The sequence below is a fragment of the Myxococcus sp. AM009 genome (assembly GCF_013372605.1).
In the GTDB taxonomy this organism is placed as follows: domain Bacteria; phylum Myxococcota; class Myxococcia; order Myxococcales; family Myxococcaceae; genus Myxococcus; species Myxococcus vastator.
The window spans coordinates 38196-65009 of sequence record NZ_JABXEP010000020.1 but is presented as its reverse complement, the minus strand read 5'-3'; the positions used below and the strand labels follow the sequence as shown (position 1 = coordinate 65009).

Below are 26814 nucleotides of genomic sequence, written 5' to 3'. Positions count from 1 at the left end.
GGGGCTGAAGGACGGACAAGGACGTTGCGTCCGGACTTTGCCATGGGTGAAGCACGCACGGCCCACGGGTCAACCACGCGGACACCCTATGTTTCTCATGTGAATACGAATAGAGAGCCACGCATGCACCGTAATGGTGAAACGCGGTCTCAAGGTGGCGTGGGACGTCAGGCAGGTGCCTACCTGGTGTTGTTGCTGTACTGGACGCAGCTCCTCGCGAGCTGCGGGCCCGTGGGTACTTTCCGCGCCGAAGAAGATGAGGCACGGGGACAGCGAAAGCTGGCGCTGACCATCCAGCCCCAGGACACCAGCCCATTGGAGGTCCCCGCGGACACGTTGGTACCGAGTCCCTCGGGGCCCTCCACCGCGACGACGCCCTACGTCGCCGACGTGACGAGCGATGGCGCGGCCTCCGTGTCCATCCCACTCTGGACGCCAGACGGGCGCGCGGGAATCCAGCCCCGCTTGGCATTGACGTACAACAGCCGAGGCCCGGATGGCCCGCTGGGTGTAGGCTTCAACCTGGTGGGCCTGTCCCAGGTGACGCACTGCCCTCGGACGCTCGTGCAAGATGGCGCCGCCGAAGCCGTGGACTTCAGTGCTCATTGGAGCGACGCGCTCTACTGCCTGGATGGAGAGCGCCTCGTCGTCGTCGCTGCGTCCAATGGAGAGGGCTTCCCCGAGTTCCGCACTGAGCGGGAGTCCTACGCCAAGATTGTCATCACGCGGCAAGATGCCCAGGGGCGACCACGAACCTTCCGCGTGTATACCCGCGAGGGTCGTATCCTGACTTTCGGCGAGACGGCCACACGCACGGATGGCCTGCTGGTCGCGAGCACGGGAGGCCCCATGACCTGGGCGCAGACCGTGGTGGAAGACCGGGCCGGCAATCAACTGGAGGTCTTTTACGAGGGAGCGCCCAACACCGCAGGAGCGGGCGCATGGTTCCGGCCAGACCGGATTCTCTACACCGGCTTCGTCGCTCCCATTGGCAGCGGAGAGACGGACGCCCCTGCGCGGCGCTCGGTGAAGTTCCGCTACGAGACACGGCCCGACGTGTTCGTGGGGTTCACCGCGGGAGAGAAGCTGCGCCGTGACTTCCGCCTCTCTGGCCTCGAAATGCGAGGCCCCGACGCGAGCGGCGCGGACGTCCTGCTGCGCTCCTATACCCTCCGCTACGACAACCAGAGCGTCAGCAAGCGAAGCCTTCTGCGTGAAGTCCAGGAGTGTGATGGTCTCGGCACCTGCAAGCTCCCTGTCCAGTTCGACTGGGAAAAGGGCTCCTGGGAGTTCGAGGAGAAGGACGCCGGCAACATCCAGGAAACGCTCACGGGCGGAGGGCTACATGCCTTCGGCCTGGGGGCCGGACGCTTCGGGATCGGGTATCTGTTCCAGTCCGTCCACGTGTGGACCGAGAAGTGTGGAAAAGGCCAGCCATCGCCTTGCTACCTGCGTTTCCCGCCCGAGCAAAACCAGCCATTCGATCGCGCCCACTGGCAAGACGTTTTCAAGCTTCACGTTCTGAAAGACCCGTCCGTCGATCAATGGGAGGTCAGGAGCCCCTATGCGGACTCCACCTGGGACTCCATCACTTGCGATCCTCGACCGGCCCTGCGCCCTGTGGTGGTCGACTGGAACGGATTTGGGAAGTCCAGCCTTGCGGCCCATTCATGCCGCGTGGGCGAGTTCACAACGGACACTGGCATCGACATCCTGGAGTCCGAATACGGATACCGACACGACAACCAGTACGACTCCGTTTGGGGGAGCTCACGTAGCGTCTACTGGTTGGACATGGATGGCGATGGCTTCAACGACATGGCCTACATCGGCTCCCCCCCCTCCGTTAACTCCTCGGACCGGGTAGGTGTCCGCCTGCATTTTGGGAGTGTGCGGCTGCAGACCGCCTCGCGCGTCTTCGAGCGAACGGACCAGGGCATCCGGGCCGTCGACCTCGAGGGTGCCGGGCGCATGAGCCTGGTGGGACCGACTGAGTCCGATCCCACCTACCTGTCTTCTGTGAGCGCGATTCAGGGACAAAGCTCGCTTGTTGAGCTGCCGACACGCTTCAAGCGCCCCTTCTGGCTCGGCACTCAGTACGAACCGCCAAGCCACAGCCTTTTCGACTTCCTGGACGTCAATGGGGACGGACTGGCGGACGCGGTTGCCATGGGCAACACCGGAACCACGTACCTGTCCCGAATGGAAGTGCAACTCAACGACGGTATGCGCGGCTTCGCCGACGACACTGTCTTGCAGCGCACCCCTATCGCCGATCCCTACCTCGATAAACGGACGGGTGACTTCGACGGAGACGGGCGCACAGACATCCTGCTCGTGATGCTGGACAGGTCCGTGCGCATCCTCCTCGCGGGACCGCAAGGAGCGTTTTCGGGCTTCAAGAACCTTCCGATTACGTCGGGCGACTCGCTGAAGTGGGTGCAGGTCGTGGACGTCAACGGAGACGGTCTGCTCGACATCACGCGCCGGGTGGGCAACCGGTTGAAAGTCTTCGTGCGCAAGCACGCGACGGACGTGATCACCCACGTCCATGCGGGGACCCAGCGCCCGAACGGAACGGTCGCCGCGGGCCTCCATCACCGGTTCGACTACGCATACCTCTCGGACAAGTGCGACCCCGCGGTGACGAACTGCGATCCTCGGGTTTCGTCCCGCGTCTATACGAGCACGGTCATGGATGACGCGCTGGTGCGACAGGCTCCCGAGACGATGCGGGTCGTCCGCCGACTCAGTGTCAATGACAACGATGATCCGCACGGCAGTTGGACCTACGCCTACAAGGATGGCCGCTACCACGTCCGAGGGCATGGCTGGCTGGGGTTCTCCGAGCGCTCCCGGTTGGATGAGCGCACAGGCGAATTCACGACGACGACCTTCGACAACACGAGCTACCCCCTGTGCGCCATGCCCCTCTATGGGTGCCTTCCGGGACTGGCGCATCAGCCCATCCGCGAAGTGACGCTCACCCCGGTTCATGTGGAGACCGGGCTGCAGGAGCATCAACGTCGCACCGTGGAGTGGAAGCACCAGGTGTCGCCGCTCACTCCCGGCCGCTACCAGCGCTACGTCAACGTCGTTTCCGAGAGGCTGGAGCTGGTCAAGCAGGGGCAATCCATCACGCCCCTGGGGGAGACAGAGCGCGTCACGTCCCTCGACCAGTACGGGATCACCGTCTTCAGCGCCCTGCGCATGCGGGATGCAGACAGCACAGAGGAGGTCTCTACCCTGACGACGGGCGTCACATTTGACGCTACGCAGTGGATGCCCACCGGCGCCTGGACGTCGACGGAGAGCTGGGCGAAGTGTGGCCCCACCGCTCCCGAGACAGGTTGCGGCGGAGGAGACCCCGCTTGGGCGAAGGTGACGCGTATCACCTTCGACAGCCAGGGACGCGTGTCTCTCCTTGAGCGCGAGCCTGGCAGCCAGGGCGCGGCGGTGGCACCAAACGTCAGCGACCTCTATTTGAAGACGACCCTCACCTGGGGCGAGAAAGGCTTGTTGACCACGGTGACGCAGGAAGGTGGAGGCGAGTCACGAGTGGAGTCCACCGCCTATGACACGGTGGATCAAGTCTATCCGCGCCACACGGTGGACGCGGTCGGGGGTGTGTCTCGCTTTGCCTTCCATCCGGGCATGGGGGTGTTGGCACAGGCCGCGGACCCGAACGGCGTCCGCACACGATACCAGTACGACGGCTTTGGCCGGGTGCGGACGTTGGTGCCCTCCTACAAGGCTCCGGCGGAGGTCTGCAACCGGACCGCCGTCCAGACCCACTACGAGTGGGAGGGGAGCTTGCCCCGGGTACGCACCTGGGTGGTCAACCGGGACAATGCTCCTGGGCTCGCGTGTGACAGGCCCGACAGCCTGCCCGGAGAGATGTTGACGTCGACCGTCACTCGCTTGGATGGACTGGGACGCCCCACGCGGACCTCGACCCTGGACTCGACCCTGGTCCAGACCTACGAAGACTTCCAGTACGACGCGTACGGCAATCTGGCGGCGTACTACCTGCCCAGAGCGCAGGCGGAGATTCCCGAGTCCGCGCCAGCGCTCGTCTCCAGCAAGCAAGACAACTTGCGGCGACGCCTCTCCCAGGAACTCCCGGACCAGAGCACCACGACAGCGTTGTACCCGGTGGCTCCTTACCGGCTGTCTACGGTGGTGACGGATGCAGACGGGCGAAAGACACAGCGCACCGTCGACCACCGAGGAGTGCTGGTGGAGAGCCGGGATGGCGTGGGCACCTCGTCCGAGGTCACCACGACATACCAGTACGGAGCGTTCAGCCGGCTCGTGGGAATCACGGACGCGACGGGTGCCACCATCACCACCGCGTTCAACAAACTGGGGCAGCCCGTGCGCACCCAGGACCCCAATGCCGGTGTGCGGCTGAGGGCCTTCAACGCCTTCGGTGAGCTCAAGTGGGAAGCGGATGGAGAGGACACTGACGCGGCTCGCCACGTCACGACGCTCACCCGGGACGCCCTGGGCCGCGTGACACAATCCCTGACCATGAAGGGGAGTTCCGTCCAGGAGCGGGCGACGTTCGTCTGGGACGCGTCCTCACATGGCTTCGGGAGTCTGGCCAGCACCACGACGGAGGTGGCGGGCTCCCCCACCGTCAGCACGGTCTATTCCTACGATGCCGTGGGCCGCCAGTCCACGCTGGCGCAGCAGGTGGGCACCGGGGAGATTCTGACGCTCACCCAGACCTTCGACGGCCGTGGGCGACTGGACACCCTGTCCTATCCACCCACGAGCGATGGGCGACAGTTCAAGGTCAAGTATGCCTATACGCCCCGCGGTGAGTTGCTCTCGGTCAAGAACGCGGACTCGAACCAGGTCTATTGGACAGCGCTCGAGCGCAATGTCCAACGGCAGGTGACGCGTGAGCGCTTCGGAGACCAGGTCATCCGCACGCGGCGCTATGACGTGGTGGGACAGCTGCGCTACCTGGACGCCACGAGTGGCGGCACCAGCGTCCAGCGACTCATCTACGAGTATTCGAAGGGCGGGAATCTCCAGGCGCGTCATGACCACGTGCAGCAGTCGACCGAGCAGTTCACCTACGACGCGTTGGATCGGCTCGATAGCTGGACGCTGTACCAGCAGTACAGCCACTGTGTGTCGTCCACGACGCTCTTCGCCTACGACACAGTGGGCAACCTCCTGGAACGGGATGTCGTCTGGGGGAGCGGGACCTCCGCCAGCTATTTCTACAGCGAGCCCGGCGCCTCGGGAGGTCCTCATGCCGTGAAGCGGGCCACCTGGGGCGGGACCCAGCAGACGTTCGACTACGACCGACGAGGCAATCAGACGGTCACTCGGAACGCGCAGACGGGTGCGGTGGTTCGCACAGCCGAGTTCACGCTGTCGAACCTCCCCTCCCTCATCACGGAGGGGGGCATGGACGTGCGCATGGCCTATGACGGCACGGGCGCACGCGCACTCAAGCGGACCACCCAGGGAGGCGCCACCCACGAGGTCATCTATCTGCAAGGGCTGTATCAGCGCCGAGACGGGATGACGCATGTCTACGTGGTGCCGGGCGCGGAGGGACTCGTCGCGGAGGTGCAGTGGACGGACAACATCTCGGCGGAGCAGGTCCGCTACTTCCTGATGGACCGCCTGGGCAGCCCGGACACGGTGGTCGGCTCAGCGGGCGAAGTGTTGGAGCGCCACAAGTATGATCCGTTCGGACAACGCCGCAGCAGCGTCAACCTGACGCAGGACGCAGTGGCCCCGTTGTCCGGAGGTCGTGTCGGCTACACAGGGCATGAGCTCGATGACGAGTTGGGGCTCGTGTACATGCGGGGCCGGATGTACGACCCGCGCCTGGGCCGGTTCCTGAGCCCGGATCCCGTGATCGCGGGCGTGGGCTCGAGCCAAGCGTTCAACGCGTACTCCTACGTAGTCAACAACCCGATGAAGTACACGGACCCGACGGGCTTCTATCCCCAGTCCGTGTCGTCGACGTACAGCGCGTCGACCACCGGGTTGGGCGTGGGGTTCGGGATGGCTGCCGGGTTCCTCCCGTGGGCGCTCTCTAAGGTTCTGGGGCTGGGTGCCAGTTCGTCGATGCGCATGCGGACCGATGACGCCACTGTCTCCCCACTGCGGCACATTGACGATGGGGGCGGCAGCGTAGGCACGCAGGTCAGCGAGAGCACGACGCCCCTGTGGCAATGGGGATCCGCGGCCGAAGTCGCCAATGCGTGGTACAGCGGCCCTCGCAGCGACTACCACTCGTGGCTCGCAAACGAGATTCAACCCGGCGCCTCGACTTGGGACTACGCGATCTTGGCGGTGACGACCCTGTCGGTGGAACTGGGCGCTCAGTCCATGGGTAGTCTTTACTTCGGCGAGGGCATCGCGGAGGGGTCCGTCGCAGGATTCGAAGACGATGTATTCCGGGCTCTGGGACTGGCGCTCCCGCTCGCCCGGGGGGCGAAGGCGATGCACCCCGCAAGAGCCCCCGCGCCCAAGGTGATTTACAACGCGGCCCAAACTGCCGTTGCTGCGGAAGCTGGAGCCGCAAAGGGCGGAGGAGCCTGGAAAAACATTAGCCGAGGGATTCAGATTCGAAAGCTCGGCGGCCTATGGGTAAAACGCGTGAATCCCAATGCTAATCCAACACTGCAGGCTTGGGGGCGGCATTCTCTCGCGAACCAGTTCCGTGCGCTTGATGCCCTCGACGATCTCGCAACTCCACATTCGTTCCGCAATGGAATGCTCCTGATGCAGGACGTCGGGCCGACAGCATCCTTTGGGCGGACCTGGCTCAATGCTTACATACAGGGCAGCCGTCGCATCGGATGGGTCAATGATCTTAAGCCTGCGAACATGGGGGCCAACGGTAGGATCTTCGATCCCGCCCTAGATTTGGTGGACAAGAGCATTTTGTTTGGCGGCGGGGCAACTTCAATCGGAGGATCCCTATACGGGGTGGGGTTCTTCGAAGGTGTGTGGTGATGCTCATATTTGGCTCAATCGTCGCAGCGCTTACCGGCTTCGTCCTGTGGTTCACGTGGAACCGTGGACTACTTGGTAAGCTTGTGGCTGTGATTCTTTTCTGCGGAGGCTTGACCACCCTAGTTGCGTCACTCTTGGTCAAGGGCCTGTGATGACCAAGTGTTCGAAGGAGGAGGCACAGCCTTCACCGTGAGCGCTCACCGGCACAAATCGCAGTTGCGAGCTGAGGGGTTCTCGGAAAGGGCGACAGCGAGGGCGTTTTGGAAGGCTGTGCCGGTGCGCGTACAGAGTGGTCGTCAGGAGGTCGCGGGCGCTGTGGCGTTGCAGGTCAAGCGCCGTGACATGAGTCGATGTTCAAGAACGAGGTCCGTCGTGCATCGTGAGTCGAAGTCAGGGATGTTGGGCGGTGCCCTGTGGTGCCTCTTCACGCTGGTGGCATTTCCAGTTCACGCCATCTGTCCGGATCCTCCGCCACCGCCCACGACGTGCATCAACGCGAAGGGTTGCTACGGGATGACGGAGTGCGACGACTACCCGAGGTGCGGCTCGTTCTCGGGGGTCTCGAATGTCGCGTGCACGGTCTGCGGCGATCAGGGCCATGTCCGGTGTGATTGGGAGGGCAACCTCATCGCGGGCTCGTGCTCAGCCTACGGCGAGGAGAAATGCGACGCTTGTGACAACGACGGTGACTCCTTGATTGACGAGGGGCCCGACGGCGGCGTGCTGACGGGCGGCGCCTGCGACCCGCTCTCCAATGGATGTACGGGGACGCGCACGTGCAGCGCGGGCCAGTTCCAGTGCGTCATCCCCTCCGGCACGCGGAGACACTGTGACGAACCGAAATATGGCTGTGAGAACGCCACCGCCGCCTGTCAGCCCGACGGGACGCATGGCCCCTGCCGGCCGGCGACGACTACCCAGGAGAAGTGCAACGGCTGTGACGACAACTGGGACGGCTTCGTCGACAACCTGCCCGGCCAGGGAGCGGGGACCCTGACGCAGGAGTGCCGGACCACGGCAGGCACGTGCGCGGGCTCGGTGCAGGCCTGCATCGTCCAGGACAGCATCAGCATGTGGGGCCAATGTGTCGCGCCCACAGAGTCCTGCAATGGGCTGGATGATGACTGTGACGGGAACATCGACGAAGGGGACGTCTGTGCCCTGTATTGCACGTGCACCCCGACCACCTGTGCATCCCAGGGGAAGACCTGTGGCTCTGTCCCAGACGGATGCGGCGGCACGCTGAGCTGCGGCACCTGCCCGGCGGGCCAAGCCTGCGGCGCTGCCAATACCTGCGACACGGTGACCTGTCCGCCGTCTCAGTACCTGTGCTGTGACCAGCTGACGTGCAGCCCCCAGAAGGGCTGCCCGGAGATGGCCTGTGGGCCAGGAGGCGGTGGCGACGAAGGCTCCAGTTCCGAGCCCCTTCCTTAGGTTCGGTGCAAGCAGGGCCGTCACCGGCCGAGGGCGGCACGCCTCGCCATCACCGGAGGTGGCAAGGGCTCGGCCCGCACTGCCTTCATCGAGACACTTTGCGTGTCTCCGGATGCGGGAAGCCTCAGGCGATGTCCATCATTGAGGGTGAGGACTCCCGATGACGAGCGTTGCGGGCATCATCCGTCGACATCAAGAGGAGATCATCCGGCAATGGTCCGAGCAGGCAGCTCGGGCCGCGTCCGCCCGAGGGCTGGACGCGCCCGAGTTCAAGAACATCATGCCTATCTACCTGGCCTCGCTCGCTGACGAGGAAGGTGCGCCCGGTGCGCTTGCCCACGCGCAGCGGGAGCACGTGGAGACGCATGTGGCCGCCCGCCTCCGGCAGGGCTTCAATGTGGCGGAGGTCGTCGAGGAGTTCGCCATCCTGGGACGGTGCATCGCCAGCATGTGGGCGACCGCTGCGCCTGAAGCCCGTCCCAGCGTCCTTGACGTCGAGCGGCTCTTCACCGAGCTGTATGCCGCTTCGACCGCCGTGTCGGAGCTCTTCAGCCGTCACCTGTTGGAGGACGAGCAGACGGAGAAGCGTTACCTGCGGCTGCTCCAGAAGGTGGCAAGTGAGGCGCTCGTCGACGGGGATGCGGCATCCCTGCGTGACCACTTGAAGGGGGTCCTCTATTTGATCATCGAGGCGATGGGCGCCCAGAGTGGTGCCGTGCTCCTGTATGAGGCCGAGGGGGAGCAGCTCGTCACCGCGGCCGCCGCGGGATTGGCGAGCGAGCAGCTCGCGCACTACGCGGCATCCATGAGTCCTGCGTCCTTTCCCGGCAGCGTCGCCGCCGCGGGCGAGGAGACCAGCTCGGTCCTGGATGCCGAGACGACGTCGCTCGAGGTGAGCCCGCCGCTGCGTCAGAGCGGACTTCGTTCGCTGCTCGGGGTTCGACTTCCTCCCCACCGCGCGCTGGTGGGCATCATGTATGTCGGCCTTGCCGAGGTCCGGGAATTCACCGCCCGGGAAAAGGCGCGGCTCCTGTCGCTGGGACAACAACTGAGCGTCCACCTGGACAACGCCAAGCTGTACGCGAATCTGCGCGAGAAGATCGAAGCGCTGCAGACCGAGCGCTCGCTACGCGAGCACTTCGTCTCCGTGCTCGCCCATGACCTTCGCGGACCGCTGTCGGCGGCGAAGTCGGGGGCTCAGCTCCTCATGCGGCATCCCGAGCGGCTGGACCAACGACGCGACCTGGCGCTGCGCATCGACCGCAACATTGAACGCACCGACCAGATGGTGCGGGACCTGCTCGACGCGAACCGCATCCAAGGGGGCCAGCGGCTCCCGCTACGCCTCGACATGTGCGACCTGGGCGGTGTCGCCCAGGAAGTGGTCGAAGAGCTGAGCGCGCTCCATGGGGACCGCTTCGTGCTCCAGGCGGAGGAGCGCGTCCGGGGAATCTGGAGCGCGGAGGAGCTCCGCCGCGCCCTCTGGAACCTGGGCAGCAACGCCATCAAATACGGGTCCGCCACGGAGCCCATCACCTTCACCGTCACACGGGCCGGCGACCTGGCGCGAGCGTCTGTCCACAACCAAGGCCCCGTCATCGCGCCCGCGGACCAGGAACAGATCTTCAAGCCCTTCACCCGGACCCATTCCGCGAACAAGGGCCCTTCGAAAGGTTGGGGGCTTGGACTGACGCTCGTCTTGGGGTGTGCGCAAGCACATGGAGGAACAGTCTCCGTCCAGAGTGACGTCGAGACCGGAACGACCTTCACGCTGGAGCTGCCGCTGGACGCCCGCCGCTACCAACCTCGCGACCCGTGAGCCGGGACATCCGCCCGTCCAGCGGCCTGGGCAGCCCCCGCAGACTGGTGGACACTTCGAAGTCGGCTGACCGGCGGGAGTGTCCACCACTGGCTCTCAGGTGGAGCGTGCAAGGAAGAAGCCTGGAGGCAGGCACCCGGCAATGGCCTGCTGGGCGCCGGTCATGGCCCTGAGCATCGCCTTCTTCGTTCCCTTCATCGTCGCGGCATTGGCCGTCCCCATCACCCGGCTGTTCAAGTCCTGGGCGGGCTGGGTGCTCGCCCTGTGTCCGGCGGGGCTGGCGGTGTGGTTCGGCGCACAGGTCCCCGCCGGGGTCCGCGGTGAGGTGCCCTCGCTGACGCTGTCGTGGATGCCCGATTTGGGCATCGACTTCGCGCTGCGACTGGACGGCCTGTCCCTGCTGATGGCGCTGCTCATCACGGGCCTGGGCACGCTCGTGGTCATCTACGCGGGGCGCTACCTGGTCCACCACGAGGTGCTGGGCCGCTTCTACGGCTGGCTCCTGCTGTTCATGGCCGGGATGCTGGGCATCGTCCTCGCCGACAACACGCTCCTGCTCTTCATCTGCTGGGAGGTGACGACCTTCAGCTCGTTCATCCTCATCGGCTTCGAGCACAAGGAGGACGCCGCCCGCGAGTCCGCGCAGCGGGCCTTGCTCATCACCGCGCTGGGCGGCCAGTCCCTGCTGGTGGGCCTGCTCCTGCTGGGCGACCTGGTGGGCACGTTGTCCATCTCTGGCACCATCGCCGCCGCGGACACCGTGCGCGGCAGCCCCCGCTACCTGGCCATCCTCCTGCTGGTGCTGGGCGGCGCGTTCACCAAGTCCGCGCAGATGCCATTCCACACCTGGCTGCCGGGCGCGATGACCGCGCCCACGCCCGTGAGCGCGTACCTCCACTCCGCCACCATGGTGAAGGCGGGCGTCTTCCTGCTGGCCCGGCTGTCGCCCGTCCTGGGAGGCACCCCCCCATGGGAAACCATCCTCACCGTCGTGGGCACGGTGACGATGGTGCTGGGCGCCCTGCTGGCGCTGGGGCACACGGACCTCAAGCTGGTGCTCGCGTACGCGACGGTGAGCGTCCTGGGGGCGCTGGTGATGCTGCTCGGCCAGGGCACCGCGGCCGCCATCCAGGCCATGGTGACGTTCCTCACCGCGCACGCGCTCTACAAGGGCACGCTGTTCCTGGTGGCGGGCTCGGTGGACCACGAGACGGGCACGCGCGACGTGACGCACCTGGGCGGGCTGCGCAAGCGACTGCCGATGACGGCCGCCGCGGCCGCGGCCGCCGCCTTGTCGATGATGGGCCTGCCCCCGCTCTTCGGCTTCGTGGGCAAGGAGCTCATCTACGAGGCCTGCCTGAAGGGCCCGGGAGGCTGGCCCCTGGCGGTGGGGGCCATGGTGGGCTTCGGCGGCATGGTGGCCGCGGCGCTCCGCGTGGGCGTGCAGCCCTTCGCGGGCAGGACGTTCCGCGCCGCGAGGCCGGAGTCGGAGGTCCACGAAGCGCCGCCGTCCATGTGGGTGGGGCCCGCGCTGCTCGCCGCCGCGGGGCTGGTGTTGGGCCTGGTGCCCTGGGCCATCCAGCCCCTGCTGGCCATGGCGGCGGTGGACATTGGCGGAAGCCAGGCGGGAGACCTCAAGCTGACGCTGTGGCATGGCGTGACGCCCGCGCTGGGATTGAGCGCGGGGAGCCTCGTCCTGGGAGGAGGCCTCTTCGCGCTGCGCCAGCCGGTGCTGAAGGGCCTGCGCGCCCTGAACCTGTCCAGCCACGGCCCGGAGCACTTCTACCAGGCCTCCCTGAGCGGCCTGCTCAAGCTGTCCTCGTGGATGACGCGGGTGCTCCAGAATGGCTCGCTGCACCAGTACATCGTCGTCACCATCGCCACGTTCGGCGGGCTGCTGGCGCTCGCGGTGGTGCTGCGGCTGGGGCAGTGGCCCCGGGGCGTGTCCATGGATGTGCTGCCCTATGAGGTGGTGGTCCTGGTGGGCATCCTGGTGTCGGCGGTGCTGGCCGTGGTGTCGCGCTCGGCGCTGACGTCCATCCTCGCGCTGGGCGCGCTGGGCCTGGCGGAGGCGCTGCTGTACGTGTTCTTCGGCGCGCCGGACCTGGCCATGACGCAGGTCGTGGTGCAGACGCTCACCGTCATCCTGTTCGCGCTCGTCTTCGCGCGCTTCCCCGTCCAGCCGCACGAGCACCGCTTCCGTTGGTGGACGGCGGCGCTGCCCCTGGCCGTGGGCGGGCTCGTCACCTGGACGCTGCTGCACGTGGCCTCCGTGCCCACCCACACGCGGCTGGCGGACTTCTACGCGGCCCAGAGCGTGCCCGGCGGCAAGGGGCTGAACATCGTCAACGTCATCCTGGTGGACTTCCGGGCACTCGACACCCTGGGAGAGACCGCCGTGCTGGCGACGTCGGGGCTGGGTGTCTATCTCCTGTTCCGCACGCGCTCCCGGAGAAAGAAGAGGCAGGTATGAACCCCGTGGTGATGCACACCGTGGCGCGGATGATGGCGCCGGTGCTCCTGCTCGTGTCCCTGGTGCTGGCCGTGCGCGGCCACGACATCCCCGGCGGCGGCTTCGTCGGCGGCCTGCTGGCGGCGGCGGCCTTCGCGCTGCAGATGGTGGCCTTTGGCCGGTCCGCCGCGCGCAGGCAACTGCGCGTCCACCCCACCCGGCTGGCGGCGGCGGGGCTGCTGGTGGCGCTGCTCAGCGGCGTCCCCGCGATGCTGCAGGGCCGCGCGTTCCTCTCCAGCCTCTGGGGCCGGGTGCCCCTGCCCTGGTCGGACGGGTTGAAGGTGGGCACCCCGCAGCTCTTCGACGTGGGCGTGTACCTGGCCGTCCTGGGCACGGCGATGTCCTTCATCCTGGGCATGAGCCGGGGTGAGGAGACGACCGCGCCAGAGCTGGGGAGGTAGGCATGGAGCTGTTCCTCGCGCTCACCGTGGGCGCCCTCTTCGCGGCGGGGCTGTACTGCCTGATGCTCCACAGCGTCGTCCGCCTGGCGCTGGGACTGGTGCTGCTGGGCAGCGCCAGCAACCTGCTGCTGTTCACCGTCAACGGGCTCCAGCGCGGCTTCGCGCCCCTGGTGCCCGAAGGCCAGGAGGCGCTCACCCGGCCCTTCGCGGACCCCCTGCCGCAGGCCTTCATCCTCACCGCCATCGTCATCAACTTCGGGCTGCTCGCGCTGCTGCTGGTGCTGGTGCACCGGGCGGCGCAGGAGACGGGGACCGACGACACCCGCGCGCTGCGCACCGAGCTGAAGGACTCCCAATGATGCCGTCTTCGGCGCTGCTCAGCCTGCCCATGATTTTGTGCCTGGGCGCCGCGGCCGCGGGCCAGCTCACCCCCTCCCGCGCCTGGCCGCGCCGGTGGCTGGCGTTGATGACCATGGTGTCCGTCACCGCCGTGGGCGCGCTGCTGCTGGTGACGGTGCGGCGCAACGGCATCCAGGCGACGCAGATGGGCGGCTGGGCGGCGCCCTTCGGCATCACCCTGGTCGCGGATCTGCTCAGCGCGCTGATGGTGCTCGTCACCGGGCTGATGGGGCTGACGGTGGTCTCCTTCTCCGCGGCCACGCTCCCGGCCTCGCGGGAGGCGGGCGCCTACTACCCGCTGGTGCTGGTGCTGGTGGGGGGCGTGTGCGGCGCGTTCCTCACCGGAGACCTCTTCAACCTCTTCGTGTGGATTGAGGTCATGCTGGGCGCCTCGTTCGTGTTGCTCGCGCTGGAGGCCCGGCAGGAGCAGCTCGAGGCGTCCATCAAGTACATGTCGCTGAGCCTCATCGGCTCCGTGGTGCTGCTGTGCGCCGTGGGCCTGCTGTACGGCGTGGCGGGGACGCTGAACCTGGCGGACCTGTCCGTCACGGTGCCGGGCCTGGGCACGCCGAGGCTGATGACGGCCGTGTCCATGTTCTTCCTGGTGGCCTTCGCGCTGAAGGCGGGCGCCTTCCCGCTCTTCTTCTGGCTGCCGGCCTCCTACCACACGCCTCCCGCGGCGGTGACGACGCTGTTCTCCGCGCTCCTCACCAAGGTGGGCGTCTACGCCCTGGCGCGCGTCTTCACCCTGGTCTTCACGCAGGACGCGCAGTTCACCAGCACCCTCCTGCTGGTGATGGGCGGCCTGACGATGGTGACGGGAGTGCTGGGCGCGGTCGCGCAGTACGACGTGCGCCGGCTGCTGTCGTTCCACATCATCAGCCAGATTGGCTACCTCATCGCCGCCCTGGGGCTGCTGACCCGCGGCGCCCTGGCGGCGCTCATCGCCTTCCTCATCCACTACATCTTCGCGAAGTCCGCGCTGTTCCTGGTCAGCGGGGCCACCGCGCGCGTCACCCGCACCTATGACCTGCACCAGATGGGCAACCTGTACCGGACGCAGCCCCTGCTGGCCGCGCTGTTCTTCATCCCCGCGCTGTCGCTCGCGGGGGTGCCCCCCTTCTCCGGCTTCTTCGCCAAGCTGGCCATCATCCAGGCCGCGCTGCGGACCCAGCACTGGGTCATCGCGGGGACGGCGGTGGTCGTGGGCCTGCTGACCCTCTTCTCCATGATGAAGATCTGGCGCGAGGCCTTCTGGAAGGCGCCCCCGGAGAACCAGCCGCAGGAGCCCAACCGGCCGCTGAGCCTGGGCGACGGCGTGCTCGGGCCGTGCATCGCGATGACGACCTTCATGGTCGTCCTGGGCGTGGGCGCGGAGCCGCTGCTGGAGCTGGCGGACGCGGCGGCGGGACAGCTCATCGACCCCACGGAGTACGTGCGGGCGGTGCTGAGGGAGCGCCCATGACCGCCTTGCTCTGGAACCTGATGCTGGCCCTGCTCTGGGCCGCGATGCTGGGGGAGGTCAACGCGGCGAACCTCCTGACGGGCTTCGTGATTGGCTTCCTCCTGCTGGGCCTCATCGACGTGAAGCCCCTGCCCACGCGCTACGCGACGCAGGCCTGGAACGTGGCGCGGCTGGTGGCCCGGGTCGCCTGGGACGTGCTGGTCGCCAACGTGCGCGTGGCCTACGAGATCGCCACGCCGAGGCTCATCTCCTGCCCCGCCATCTACCGCTACGAAATGGAGGCTCGGACGGACGCGGAGATCACCCTGCTGATGCTCATCGTCACCTTCTCTCCCGGGACGCTGGGGCTGGAGGTCTCCGAGGACCGGAAGGCCCTCTACATCCATGTGATGTTCGCCACGACGCGGGAGGCCTTCCGCCGGGAGCTCCGCGAGCGCGTGGAGAAGCCGCTGCTGAGGGCCCTGCGATGAGCAACGCCTTGCAGTTCATCATCCAGGGCACCCTGGGCGCGCTGTCCATCGCGATGCTCTTCTCGCTGCACCGGCTGGTCCGCGGACCGTCGCTGACGGACCGGGTCGTGGCGCTGGACCTCTTCTCGCTCCAGACGGCGGCGGTCATCACCGTCTATGCCCTGTGGGTGGGGCAGCCGGAGCTGGTGGACGTGGCGCTGGTGCTGGCCGTCATCGGGTCCATGGGCACCATCGTCATCGCGAGGTATCTCTACAGCGCGGGCAGGGGCAGACAATGAAGGACTTCATCACCGCGACGATGCTGCTCTCGGGGGCGCTGCTGATGCTCCTGGCGGGCCTGGGCTTGTTCCGGATGCCGGACCTGTTCCTGCGGCTCCAGGCGGCCGCGAAGGCCTCTTCCCTGGGGGTCGGCTTGCTGCTGGGCGCGGCGGCGCTGGGGCTGGGTGACGTCAGCGTGATCGCCCGCGCGGTGCTGGGGGTCGCCTTCGTCTTCGTGATGACGCCGGTGGCCACGCTGCTCATCGCGCAGGCCGCGTTCCGCGCCGGACTCCCGCTGTGGGAGCGGACGCACCAGAACGACCTGGAGGAACACCACCCCGCGGGCGGCCCGTACGAGCCCCGGCTGGGGCCCGACGGCGAGGACTGAGCGCGCGAGGCTCAGTCCGCCTTCACCACGTCCTCCTCCAGCGCGATGGCGGGGGACGCGCCGTTGTAGACGGCGGCGTCGAGCAGCCCCTCCTCGCGCGCCACCAGCACCGGCACCAGCATCTGCCCGGTGACGTTGGTCAGCGTGCGCATCATGTCGAGGACGCGGTCGATGGCGAGCAGGTAGCCCAGCCCCTCCAGCGGCAGGCCCGCGGAGCTGAGCACCACCGTGGCCATGACCACCGCCGTCCCGGGCACGCCCGCGGTGCCGAAGCTGCCCAGCACCGACGCCAGCAGGATGATGAAGTACTGCGACGCGGACAGCTCCAGGCTGAAGTACTGCGCGACGAAGAGCGACGCGATGGCCGGGTAGATGGCGCCGCACCCGTCCATCTTGATGCTGGCCCCCAGCGGCACGGCGAAGGCCGCGTAGTCCTTGTTGACGCCCAGGTTGTGCGTCACCGCGCGCAGGGCCACCGGCATGGACGCGAAGCTGGACGAGCTGACGAAGGCCACCTGCATGCCCGGCGCGGCGCCCCGGAAGAAGCGCAGCGGATTGAGCCCGTGCGTCATCAGGAGCCCGCCGTACACGAAGACGATGTGCAGCGCGCACGCCACGTACAGCGCCAGCACCAGCTTGCCCAGCGGGAGCAGGCGCTCGAAGCCATAGGTGCCCACCAGCGCGGCGATGAGGCCGAAGGTGCCCAGCGGCGTGAGCTCCAACACGAAGCGGGTGACCTGGATCATCGCGTCGCTGGCCTCGCGGACCAGCTCGCGCAGCCGGGCCGCCTTCTGGCCCAGCTTCACCAGCGCGAAGCCCAGCAGGCCGGCGAAGAAGATGACCTGGAGGATCTTCCCATTCGCGAGCGCCGCGAACGGGTTGGTGGGCACCACGTCCAGCAGCACCTGGATGGGGCCCGGCACGTCCCGCGGCTGGTACGTTTCGCTGGCCATGAGCTGGCCCACGCCCTCCCCCGGGCGCAGCAGCGCGGCGACGCCCAGGCCCACCCCCACCGCCAGCGCCGCGGTGACGGCGAACCAGAGGAACGTCTTGCCCCCGAGCACCGCCATGCTCTTCTGCCCGTGGAGCGCCGCCACCGCGTTGATGACCGCGAAGAACACCAGCGGCGTGGCGATCATCTTGATGAGGTTGACGTAGAGCGTCCCCAGCGGCTGGAACCAGGGGCCCGCCGGCGCCCCCACGAGCCACCCGGCCACGGCCCCGAGCACGAACGCCCCCAGGACACGCTGCCAGAAGGGAATGTGGAACCAGGCGGAGACGAGCTTCTTCACGGGGGAGACCCTCTCTACGGTGGGCGGCGGACGATAACCCCAGCCCCCAGGCCGCGCAGGGGGAAGCGCAGGATTTGCGCCAGGGGCGCCCACGCCGGGGATCCGGGGTTTGCCGCGTCCGAGCACCAGGGCCTCCCATTTATTCCCGGGGAGCGGTACACCTGGGCCCCATCATGGCCGAGACCTCTTCGCTCAACATCCCCACTGTCGACCTCGCCGACCTCGCGTCGGATGACTCCGCTCGCGTCGAGCGCGCCGCCGCGGCGATCCGCGAGGCCTTTGGCGTCTTCGGTCTCGTGTACCTGAAGAACCACGGCGTCGACACCCAGGCGCTGAACCGGTTCTACGACGCGTTCGCGGCGTTCATCGCCCGGCCCGCCGAGGAGAAGAAGCCCTACGGCCGCGCGGACATCTGGTACCAGCGCGGCTGGACGCCTCCGAACACCGAGGTCGCGGTCGCCGGCAACGGCCAGCCGGACTTCAAGGAATGCTACTTCGTCGCGCCCTACCCCAACGACGCGCAGTCCGCGCTCGAGTTCCCGGAGCTGTACCCGGAGAACGTGTGGCCCCAGAACGCCCCGCCCTACTTCGAGGACGGCATCATGACGCTGGGCCGCTCCCTCCATGAGGCCGGCCTGAAGCTGCTCCGCGGCTCCGCCATGGCCCTGGGCCTGCCGGAGACGCAGTTCACCGACCTGTGTGACCGGGGCGCCCACGTCACCCGCGCGCTCCAGTACCTGCCGCTCACCCACGCCCAGGTGAACACGGACATCGTCTGGGGCGAGGAGCACACCGACTTCAACCTGCTCACCCTGCTCCCGGGCGGCCGCTTCCTGGACCCGGAAGGCAGCCCCGCGCCCGGCCCCGACAACAAGAGCGGCCTCTACCTCCGCACCCGCGCGACGCCGGATGCGCCCAACGGCCTCCAGGTGCGTGGCACCGCCCCCGCGGGCTGCATCGTGGCGCAGGTGGGCCAGCAGCTGGAGATCCTCACGGGTGGCACCTTCCTCGCCACGCCGCACGTCATCACCGCCCCGGGCGTGCCGGGCTGGCAGCGCCAGTCCGCCGCGCACTTCATGCACGTGCACACGAACACCGTGCTCTTCCCGCTGGAGAAGTTCCGCGGCGAGGAGGCCGTCCGGAACTACGCGCCGCCCGTGCTCGCGGGCACGTATGACATCAAGACGCTGGTGGACATCGGCCTCGCGCCAGCGAGCGCGCTCGATAAGCTGGGCTACCGCCACTACGACCGGCTGAACCGCCAGCGCGCTGGCGCGTAGGCCGGGTCGCACCGCTTGAGGCCCCGGCAGTCTCCGGGGCCTCGCGTGAAACACAATCATCAACAACAGACAGTCAATCACAGACACGGACGATGTCTGACTTATGTATCTTGACTTGTCAATGACAGACATTTGCCATCATTGGTGCGCCAGGACGCCCGCCCCCTCGCCGAACGGGGGTGCCAAAAACCACTGAAAAGAACTTCATGTAGGCACTGCCCGCATTGCAACCGGGCGCTCCTGAAATTACTGACAATGCGTTCATGTAGGCATTGCACGCCCCTGGCGATACCTGGCCGTCCGCTCGCGCGCCAGGCCCGCGTGCAACCCGCGAAAACTGGCTGAATATTTGTTCATGTAGGCACTGCACATCCAGGACTGCGGTTTTTGGAACATCCGCTCGGGGGCCGAGCGTTGCCGATATCCGAGTGTGTCGCCTGCGCGACAAAGATACCGTCCCAGCGGCGGAGGCAATGGCGTCCCGGTGGGAGACCGTTCAAGGGTAGCTCGCCCAGCCCCCCGCCGGCGCAACCCGCCTCAAGGGGAGGAGCTTCGCCGCACGATGCACCCCATCATCGACTTCAAGACGCTCTTCGACATCTCACCCAACCCGTACATGCTGCTCGACCGCGAGCTCCGCTACGTCGCCGCCAACCCGGCGTACCTGCGCGTCACGGCCAGCAAGCTGGACGAGCTGCTCGGCAGAAACGTCTTCGAGGCCTTCCCGGACGATCCGTCGGACCCGAACAACGCCAATCTCCGGCAGCTCCGGGAGTCCTTCCTGCGCGTCCTGGAGAAGCGGGCGCCGGACATCCTGGCCCTGATTGCCTACCGCGTCCCCCAGCTGACGAACCAGGGCATCGTCAACTCGCACCGCTACTGGAGCGCCACCCACATCCCACTGCTCGATGCCGCGGGTGAGGTGGCCTACATCCTCCAGCACACCGTGGACATCACCGAGCTCCAGCGGCTCCAGGAGGCCGTCCAGGCCGCGACCGGGTCCGCCGACACCGTGAAGCCGCCTTCAGCCCAGTTGGAAGCAGGCGTCTTCCAGCGCGCGCTGCAGGTCCAGGAAGCGAACCTGAACCTGGACCAGGAGCGGCGCCACCTCCGGCGCCTGTTCGAGCAGGCGCCTGGCTTCATGTGCTTCCTTCGCGGCAAGGAGCATCTCGTCGAGCTGGCCAACGCGGCCTACATGCAGCTCGTCGGGCACCGGGACATCCTCGGCAAGCACATCCGGGACGCGCTGCCCGAAGTGGATGGCCAGGGGTACTTCGAGCTGCTGGACCGTGGCTTCACCACGGGCGAGGTCTTCGTCGGCCGGGGCATGAAGGTCTTCCTCCAGCGGACCCCCGACGACACCCTGACGGAGCGCTACGTCGACCTCGTGTATCAACCCATCATCGAGCAGGACGGGTCCGTCTCCGGCATCTTCGTCCAGGGCCACGACATCACGGAGCAGAAGCACGCCCAGGACGAGCTGCGCCAGTACAAGGACCACCTGGAGGAGCTCGTCCGGGAGCGCACCCGCGCGCTGGAGGAGAGCGAGGCCGAGCGGCGTCAAGCGGAGGCCGCCCTCCGGCAGGCCCAGAAGATGGAAGCGGTGGGCAAGCTCACCGGCGGCGTGGCGCACGACTTCAACAACCTGCTCCAGGTCATCGGTGGAAACCTGCAGCTCCTGTCCCGGGACGTGGGCGACAACGCCCAGGCGCAGCGCCGGCTGACCACGGCGGTGGGCGCGGTGGAGCGCGGCGCCCGGCTCGCGTCCCAGCTGCTGGCCTTCGCCCGGCGGCAGCCGCTCAATCCCACGGTCATCAACCTGGGCCGCCTGGTCCGCGACATGGACGACCTGCTGCGGCGCGCGCTCGGCGAGGACGTGGCGCTGGAGACCGTCATCGGCGGCGGGCTCTGGAACGCGTTCGCCGACCCGAACCAGCTCGAGAACGTCATCCTCAACCTGGCCATCAACGCGCGCGACGCCATGTCGGGCGAAGGCAGGCTGACCGTCGAGGCGGGCAACGCCATGCTGGATGACCACTACGCCCAGCTCCACCCGGACGTCGTGCCGGGCCAGCACGTCCTGCTGGCCATCTCAGACACCGGCTGCGGCATGCCGCCCCAGGTGATGGAGCGCGCCTTCGAGCCGTTCTTCACCACCAAGCCTGAGGGCCGCGGCACGGGCCTGGGGCTCAGCATGGTGTATGGCTTCGTCAAGCAGACGGGCGGCCACGTCAAGATCTACAGCGAGGTCGGCCACGGGACGACCATCAAGATCTACCTCCCCCGCTCGCTCCAGGCGGAGCTGCCGCGCCCCGAGGTCATCCCCGAGCAGGTCGAAGGCGGCAACGAGACGCTGCTCGTCGTCGAGGACGACGCGGAGGTGCGCGCCACCGCGGTGGAGATGCTGACGGAGCTGGGCTACCGCGTGCTCAAGGCCTCCGACGGGCAGAGCGCGCTCGCGGTCATCCAGAGTGGCATCCCCGTCGACCTGATCTTCACCGACGTGGTGATGCCCGGCCCGGTCCGCAGCCCCGAGCTGGCGCGGAAGGCCAAGGCCCTCTCCCCGGACATGGAGGTGCTCTTCACGTCCGGCTACACGGAGAACGCCATCGTCCACGGCGGCCGGCTGGACCCGGGGGTCCAACTGCTGAGCAAGCCCTACCGCCGCGAGGACCTGGCGCGGAAGATCCGCCAGCTCCTGGCCACCCGGCAGCACCGCATCGCCCAGCGCGAGGCCACCCAGCCGGCCCGCGGCGCCACCACGCCTGTCCCCGTTCGGGCGAAGCGGACCGCGCTGCGCATCCTCCTGGTGGAGGACGACGAGTACATCCGCCTCCCCGCGTGCGAGCTGCTGGAGACGCTGGGCCACGCGGTGACGGCCGTCACCCGCGCGGAAGAGGCCACGCCCCTCCTGGGCTCACGGGCATTCGACCTCCTGTTCACCGACGTGAGCCTGCCCGGCCAGTCCGGCATCGAGCTGGCGCGCCAGGCCGTCCAGGACGTGCCGGGCCTGCGCGTCATCATCGCGTCCGGCCACGGCACCCACCTGGACACGGGCGACAAGGGGCCTATCTCCGGCGCCATCCTCTTGCCCAAGCCCTACGGCCTGTCCCAGATCGAGCAGGCGCTCGCCCAGGTCATGGACTGAAGGTGAATTCAGATTCATGCAGTGCGTCATGTAAACGGCTCGCGCGGGGCGCTTGCTCCTCACGCGCCAAAGTCCGTTAATCGGGCGTATGAAATTCCTGAGAGAGCTCCGCTCGGTCCTCAACCTGACCGTGCTGGTGGCCGGGCTCGGCTACTTCGTCGACCTCTTCGACATCACGCTGTTCGGCGTGGTGCGTGTCGCATCACTCAAGGACATCGGCATCACCGACCCGTCCGACATCCTCCAGAGCGGCCTGCTCATCTACAACGCGCAGATGGTGGGCATGATGGTGGGGGGCCTGCTCTGGGGCGTGCTCGCCGACAAGCGCGGACGCCTGTCGGTGATGTTCGGCTCCATCCTGCTCTACTCCTTCGCGAACCTGGCCAACGCCTTCGCCTGGGACGTCACCAGCTACGCGGTCTTCCGCTTCCTGGGCGGCGTGGGGCTCGCGGGTGAGCTGGGCGCGGCCATCACCCTGGTGGCGGAGTCCCTGCCCAAGGAGAAGCGCGGCCTGGGGACCACCATCGTCGCCACGCTGGGGATGCTCGGCATCGTCGCCGCGGCCTTCGTGGGCCAGCACCTGCACTGGAAGACGGCCTACCTCACGGGCGGCTTCATGGGCATCGCGCTGCTCTTCGCGCGCTTCAAGGTGTCGGAGTCGGAGCTGTTCACCAAGAAGACGGACCCCTCGCGCGCCAACCCGCTGCTGCTCCTCACCGGCGGCCGGTTCCTCAAGTACATCTGCTGCATCCTCGTCGGCGTACCTATCTACTTCACCACGGGCATCCTCTTCACCTTCGCGCCCGAGCTGACGGCGGGCCTCAACGTCCAGGGCACCGTGACGGCCGGCAACGCCATCCTCTATGGCTCCATTGGCCTGACGCTGGGAGACTTGCTGGCGGGCGTCTTCAGCCAGTGGCTCAAGAGCCGCAAGCGCGCGGTGGCGATGAACCTCTGCGCGGGCTTCCTGCTGATGCTCGTCTACGGCCTCACCCCGGGCCTCACCAGCACCATGGTGTACGGGCTGAGCTTCCTTATTGGCATCACCGTGGGCTACTGGGCCGTGCTGGTGACCATGGCCGCCGAGCAGTTCGGCACCAACATCCGCGGCACCGTGGCCACCACCGTCCCCAACTTCGTGCGGGGCTCGGCGGTGCTCGCGGCCAGCGCCTTCGCCTACCTCAAGGGGGAGCTGTCGGTGTCCACCGCGGCGCTCATCGTCGGCAGCGTCTGCTTCGGCCTGGCCCTGCTGGCCCTCACCCGGCTGGAAGAGACGTTCCACCGGGACCTGGACTACGAGGAGACGGCGACCGGTGCGCAGCCGGCCGCCCAGCCCTCTCAGTCCGGCACCTGACGCACGGCGCGGCGCTCATGGGGCGCGCCGCGCGTTGAATCGGACGTTCGCCCCGGCAGCCGTTGCTCCGGGGCCCCGGGATTCATACAGCGCGCGCATGGAACCTGTGTCGCTGCGTCCCATCCAGAAGGTCCTCTGCGCCAACCGCGGTGAGATTGCCATCCGCGTCTTCCGCGCGTGCAACGAGCTGGGCATCCGCACCGTCGCCATCTACAGCGACGAGGACCGCACCCACGAGCACCGCCACAAGGCCGACGAGGCGTACCTCGTGGGCCGTGGCAAGCGCCCCGTGGAAGCCTACCTGGGCATCGACGAAATCCTCGACGTGGCCGTCAAGGCGGGCGTGGACGCCATCCACCCCGGCTACGGCTTCCTGTCGGAGAACGCCGCCTTCGCGGAGGCGTGTGAGCGCCGCGGCATCCGCTTCATCGGCCCGCGCTCGGACGTGGTCCGCACCATGGGCGACAAGGTCGCCGCCAAGGGCCTGGCCGAGGCGTGCGGCGTCCCGGTGGTCCCTGGCGTGACGCTGGAGGGCGACGACGCGCACGTGCTGGAGCAGGCCCGCGCCTTCTTCGCGAAGCATGGCGGCCCCGTCCTGGTGAAGGCGGCCCATGGCGGCGGCGGCCGGGGCATGCGCGTGGTGCGCGAGGTGCAGGAACTGGAGGACGCGCTGGCCTCCGCGCGCTCGGAGGCGAAGAGCGCCTTCGGCTCCTCGGCGGTGTTCCTGGAGCGCTTCCTGGAGCACGTGCGCCACATTGAAGTGCAGCTCCTGGGCGACCTGCACGGCAACCTCGTCCACCTGCATGAGCGGGACTGCTCGGTGCAGCGGCGCCACCAGAAGGTCATCGAGATTGCCCCCGCCCCCAACCTGGCGCCGGCGGTGAAGGACGCCCTCTGCGACGCGGCGGTGAAGCTGGCGCGCGAGGCGGGCTACACCAGCGCCGGCACCGCCGAGTTCCTGGTGGCGGGCGACGCCTTCTACTTCATCGAGTGCAACGCCCGCCTCCAGGTGGAGCACACCGTCACCGAGCAGGTGACGGGCGTGGACCTGGTGCAGAGCCAGCTCCGCATCGCGGAGGGCTACCGGCTGGATGCGCCGGAGGTGGGCATCTCCCGGCAGCAGGACGTGGTGCCGCGGGGCTACGCGGTGCAGCTGCGCGTCACCACCGAGGACCCCGCCCACCAGTTCATGCCCGACGCGGGCGTCATCACCGCCTGGCGCGCGGCCACCGGCTTCGGCATCCGGCTGGACGGCTCCAACGGCTACACCAACGCCGTCATCTCTCCCTACTACGACTCCATGCTGGTGAAGGTCATCGCCTACGCACCCACGTTCCAGGGCGCGGTGATGAAGGGGCAGCGCGCGCTGCGCGAGTTCCGCATCCGCGGCGTGAAGACGAACCTGCCCTTCCTGGAGAACGTGCTCGCCCACCCCGCCTTCCAGCAGGGAGAGACGTACACGCGCTTCATTGACGAGACGCCGGAGCTGTTCCAACTGGAGCCCCGCCGGGACAGGGCCACCAAGCTGCTCCAGTACCTGGGCGACGTCACCGTCAACGGGCACCCCACCATCAAGAAGGACCAGCGGCTCAAGCCCACGCGGTTCATGGAGCCGCGGCTGCCGGTGACGCCTTCGGGCCCGGTGCCTCGGGGCACCGCGCACATCCTGGCGGAGCAGGGCCCGCGAGGGCTGGCGGACTGGGTGCTGGCCCAGCAGCGCGTGCTGCTGACGGACACCACCATGCGGGACGCGCACCAGTCCCTGCTGGCCACGCGCATGCGCACGAGGGACCTCCTCCGCGTGGCCCCGGCCACCGCGCACCTGGCCTCCGACTTGTTCAGCCTGGAGAGCTGGGGCGGCGCCACCTTCGACACCGCCTACCGCTTCCTCAACGAGGACCCGTGGGCCCGCCTGCGCGCGCTCAAGGCCGCCGCGCCCAACCTGCTCCAGCAGATGCTCCTGCGCGGGGCCAACGCCGTGGGATACACGAGCTACCCGGACAACGTGGTGGAGGCCTTCATCGACGAGGCGGCCGAGGCGGGCGTGGACGTGTTCCGCATCTTCGACAGCCTCAATGACCTGGGCAGCATGGAGGTCTCCATCCGCCGCGTGCTGTCGACGGGCAAGGTGGCGGAGGTGGCCATCTGCTACACGGGAGACGTCGCCAACCCCAAGCGCACGAAGTACACGCTGGACTACTACGCGGACCTCGCGAAGCGGATTGAAGACGCCGGCGCGCACTTCCTCTGCATCAAGGACATGGCGGGCCTCTTGCGCCCGCGCGCCGCGGCCATGCTGGTGCGGCGCCTGCGCGAGGTGACGCGGCTGCCCATCCACCTGCACATGCACGACACGTCCGGCAATGGCATCGCCAGCTACCTGGAGGCCATTGAGCAGGGCGTGCACGTCGTGGACGTGGCGCTGGGCAGCATGGCGGGCCTGACGAGCCAGCCCAGCCTGAACGCGCTGGTCAGCGCCCTGCGCGGCCACCCGCGCGAGACGGGCCTGGCCAACGCGCGCCTGCAGCCGCTGGCCAACTACTGGGAGGACGTGCGCGAGTACTACGCCCCCTTCGAGGCCGGCCTCAAGAGCACCACCAGCGAGGTGTACTACCACGAGATTCCCGGTGGCCAGTACTCCAACCTCCGGCCGCAGGTGGCGGAGCTGGGGCTGCTGAACCGGTGGAACGACGTGAAGGACGCCTTCGCGCTGGTGAACGTCCTGGTGGGCGACATCCCGAAGGTGACGCCGTCGTCGAAGATGGTCGGTGACTTCGCCATCTTCCTGCTCAAGAACGACCTCACCGTGCGCGCCTCCACGCTGGCGGAGGCGGCCGCGCTCACGCGCCAGAAGCTGATTGAACAGGCGCCGCGGCTGGACTTCCCCACCAGCGTGGTGGGCTACTTCCGGGGCGAATTGGGCCAGCCGCCCAACGGCTTCCCGGAGGACCTGCGCGCCGCCGTGCTCAAGGGCCTGCCCCGCGTGGAGGGACGGCCCTCCGCCAGCATGCCGCCGCTGGACCTGGACGCGCTCCAGCGGGAGCTCTCCGCGAAGACAGGCCACGCGCTCACCCGCGTGGACGCCCTCTCCAGCGCGCTCTATCCGCGTGTCATGGCCGGCTACCTGGAGGACCTGGGGCGCTACGAGGACGTGTCCATCCTCGACACCCCGAACTACTTCTACGGCATGGAGGTGGGGCAGGAGGTCTGGGTGGACCTGGAGCCGGGCAAGACGCTGGTCATCAGCCTGTCCGCGGTGGGCGAGCCGGATGAAGAAGGCGTGCGCACCGTCTACTTCGCCCTCAACGGCCACACCCGCACCGTACACGTGAGGGACCGCGCCCGCGCCGTCACCGTGGAGGCGCGGCGCCAGGCGGACCGCGCCAACCCAAACCACGTCGCGGCGAGCATGCCGGGCACCGTCATCGCCCTGCACGCCAGGTCAGGAGACGCCGTGGAGGCGGGCGCGCCGCTCGTCACCCTGGAGGCGATGAAGATGGAGACCGTGGTGCGGGCCCCGCGCGCCGGCACCGTGGCGGAGGTCGTCCCGGCGCTCAAGGCCTCCGTCCAGGGAGGCGACCTGCTGGCGGTGCTCCAGTGA

The 26814-nt window shown here is 67.9% G+C and carries 15 protein-coding genes; 14 read left to right on the top strand and 1 reads right to left on the bottom strand.

What is annotated here, in order from left to right:
- The first annotated feature begins 186 nt into the window (after nt 1-186).
- The 10 genes from HV824_RS07580 to mnhG all read left to right on the top strand — a co-directional run bounded on the left by HV824_RS07580 (nt 187) and on the right by mnhG (nt 16139).
- Nucleotides 187-6993, top strand: a complete 6807-nt coding sequence (locus tag HV824_RS07580; RefSeq protein WP_176422986.1) for an RHS repeat-associated core domain-containing protein — start codon at nt 187-189, stop codon at nt 6991-6993.
- A 372-nt stretch (nt 6994-7365) separates the two neighbouring features.
- Nucleotides 7366-8427, top strand: a complete 1062-nt coding sequence (locus HV824_RS07575; RefSeq protein ID WP_176417825.1) for a hypothetical protein — start codon at nt 7366-7368, stop codon at nt 8425-8427.
- Nucleotides 8428-8587: 160 nt separating this feature from the next.
- Complete coding sequence (locus HV824_RS07570; RefSeq protein WP_176417823.1) at nt 8588-10246, top strand: GAF domain-containing sensor histidine kinase; 1659 nt, start codon at nt 8588-8590, stop codon at nt 10244-10246.
- A 163-nt stretch (nt 10247-10409) separates the two neighbouring features.
- Nucleotides 10410-12719, top strand: a complete 2310-nt coding sequence (gene mbhE, locus HV824_RS07565) for a hydrogen gas-evolving membrane-bound hydrogenase subunit E (protein WP_255207838.1) — start codon at nt 10410-10412, stop codon at nt 12717-12719.
- Nucleotides 12716-13159 carry a Na+/H+ antiporter subunit B gene (locus HV824_RS07560; protein ID WP_176417821.1) on the top strand — a complete coding sequence of 148 codons (444 nt, stop codon included), beginning with the start codon at nt 12716-12718 and terminating at the stop codon, nt 13157-13159. The genes mbhE and HV824_RS07560 overlap by 4 nt, the downstream gene beginning before the upstream one ends.
- A 2-nt stretch (nt 13160-13161) precedes the next feature.
- Nucleotides 13162-13518: an NADH-quinone oxidoreductase subunit K gene (locus HV824_RS07555; RefSeq protein WP_163782568.1), complete on the top strand. Its 357-nt coding sequence runs from the start codon at nt 13162-13164 to the stop codon at nt 13516-13518.
- Nucleotides 13518-15023, top strand: coding sequence for a proton-conducting transporter membrane subunit (locus tag HV824_RS07550; RefSeq protein WP_176417874.1), 1506 nt, complete (start codon nt 13518-13520; stop codon nt 15021-15023). The genes HV824_RS07555 and HV824_RS07550 overlap by 1 nt, the downstream gene beginning before the upstream one ends.
- Entirely contained in the window at nt 15020-15493 is a 474-nt protein-coding gene (locus tag HV824_RS07545; protein WP_176422985.1) for a Na+/H+ antiporter subunit E, read from the top strand. Before HV824_RS07550 ends, HV824_RS07545 begins: the two co-directional genes overlap by 4 nt.
- On the top strand, nt 15490-15771 hold the full coding sequence (locus HV824_RS07540; protein ID WP_163782570.1) for a monovalent cation/H+ antiporter complex subunit F: 282 nt from the start codon (nt 15490-15492) through the stop codon (nt 15769-15771). Before HV824_RS07545 ends, HV824_RS07540 begins: the two co-directional genes overlap by 4 nt.
- On the top strand, nt 15768-16139 hold the full coding sequence (gene mnhG / locus HV824_RS07535; protein WP_176417817.1) for a monovalent cation/H(+) antiporter subunit G: 372 nt from the start codon (nt 15768-15770) through the stop codon (nt 16137-16139). Before HV824_RS07540 ends, mnhG begins: the two co-directional genes overlap by 4 nt.
- An 11-nt stretch (nt 16140-16150) precedes the next feature.
- Here mnhG and HV824_RS07530 read toward each other — a convergent pair whose 3' ends face one another.
- Complete coding sequence (locus HV824_RS07530) at nt 16151-17431, bottom strand: dicarboxylate/amino acid:cation symporter (RefSeq protein ID WP_176422984.1); 1281 nt, start codon at nt 17429-17431, stop codon at nt 16151-16153.
- 173 nt (nt 17432-17604) lie between these two features.
- On the opposite strand from HV824_RS07530, the gene HV824_RS37945 reads away from it, so the two are divergent.
- From HV824_RS37945 to HV824_RS07510, 4 genes are all read left to right on the top strand, one after another.
- Nucleotides 17605-18711, top strand: a complete 1107-nt coding sequence (locus HV824_RS37945) for an isopenicillin N synthase family oxygenase (protein WP_176421335.1) — start codon at nt 17605-17607, stop codon at nt 18709-18711.
- Nucleotides 18712-19273: 562 nt separating this feature from the next.
- Nucleotides 19274-21859, top strand: coding sequence for a response regulator (locus HV824_RS07520; protein ID WP_176422983.1), 2586 nt, complete (start codon nt 19274-19276; stop codon nt 21857-21859).
- A gap of 88 nt (nt 21860-21947) precedes the next feature.
- Nucleotides 21948-23213 (top strand): MFS transporter, encoded by a 1266-nt coding sequence (locus tag HV824_RS07515; protein ID WP_176422982.1) that lies wholly within the window; start codon nt 21948-21950, stop codon nt 23211-23213.
- 97 nt (nt 23214-23310) lie between these two features.
- A complete protein-coding gene (locus tag HV824_RS07510) occupies nt 23311-26814 on the top strand; it encodes a pyruvate carboxylase (RefSeq protein ID WP_176422981.1) in 3504 nt (1167 codons plus the stop codon).

Bases quoted from the DNA above. Each gene is read 5' to 3' on its own strand.
- HV824_RS07570 (WP_176417823.1), top strand. From the start codon at position 8,588: ATGACGAGCGTTGCGGGCATCATCCGTCGACATCAAGAGGAGATCATC.
- mbhE (WP_255207838.1), top strand. From the start codon at position 10,410: ATGGCCCTGAGCATCGCCTTCTTCGTTCCCTTCATCGTCGCGGCATTG.
- HV824_RS07560 (WP_176417821.1), top strand. From the start codon at position 12,716: ATGAACCCCGTGGTGATGCACACCGTGGCGCGGATGATGGCGCCGGTG.
- HV824_RS07555 (WP_163782568.1), top strand. From the start codon at position 13,162: ATGGAGCTGTTCCTCGCGCTCACCGTGGGCGCCCTCTTCGCGGCGGGG.
- HV824_RS07550 (WP_176417874.1), top strand. From the start codon at position 13,518: ATGCCGTCTTCGGCGCTGCTCAGCCTGCCCATGATTTTGTGCCTGGGC.
- HV824_RS07545 (WP_176422985.1), top strand. From the start codon at position 15,020: ATGACCGCCTTGCTCTGGAACCTGATGCTGGCCCTGCTCTGGGCCGCG.
- HV824_RS07540 (WP_163782570.1), top strand. From the start codon at position 15,490: ATGAGCAACGCCTTGCAGTTCATCATCCAGGGCACCCTGGGCGCGCTG.
- mnhG (WP_176417817.1), top strand. From the start codon at position 15,768: ATGAAGGACTTCATCACCGCGACGATGCTGCTCTCGGGGGCGCTGCTG.
- HV824_RS37945 (WP_176421335.1), top strand. From the start codon at position 17,605: ATGGCCGAGACCTCTTCGCTCAACATCCCCACTGTCGACCTCGCCGAC.
- HV824_RS07520 (WP_176422983.1), top strand. From the start codon at position 19,274: ATGCACCCCATCATCGACTTCAAGACGCTCTTCGACATCTCACCCAAC.
- HV824_RS07515 (WP_176422982.1), top strand. From the start codon at position 21,948: ATGAAATTCCTGAGAGAGCTCCGCTCGGTCCTCAACCTGACCGTGCTG.
- HV824_RS07510 (WP_176422981.1), top strand. From the start codon at position 23,311: ATGGAACCTGTGTCGCTGCGTCCCATCCAGAAGGTCCTCTGCGCCAAC.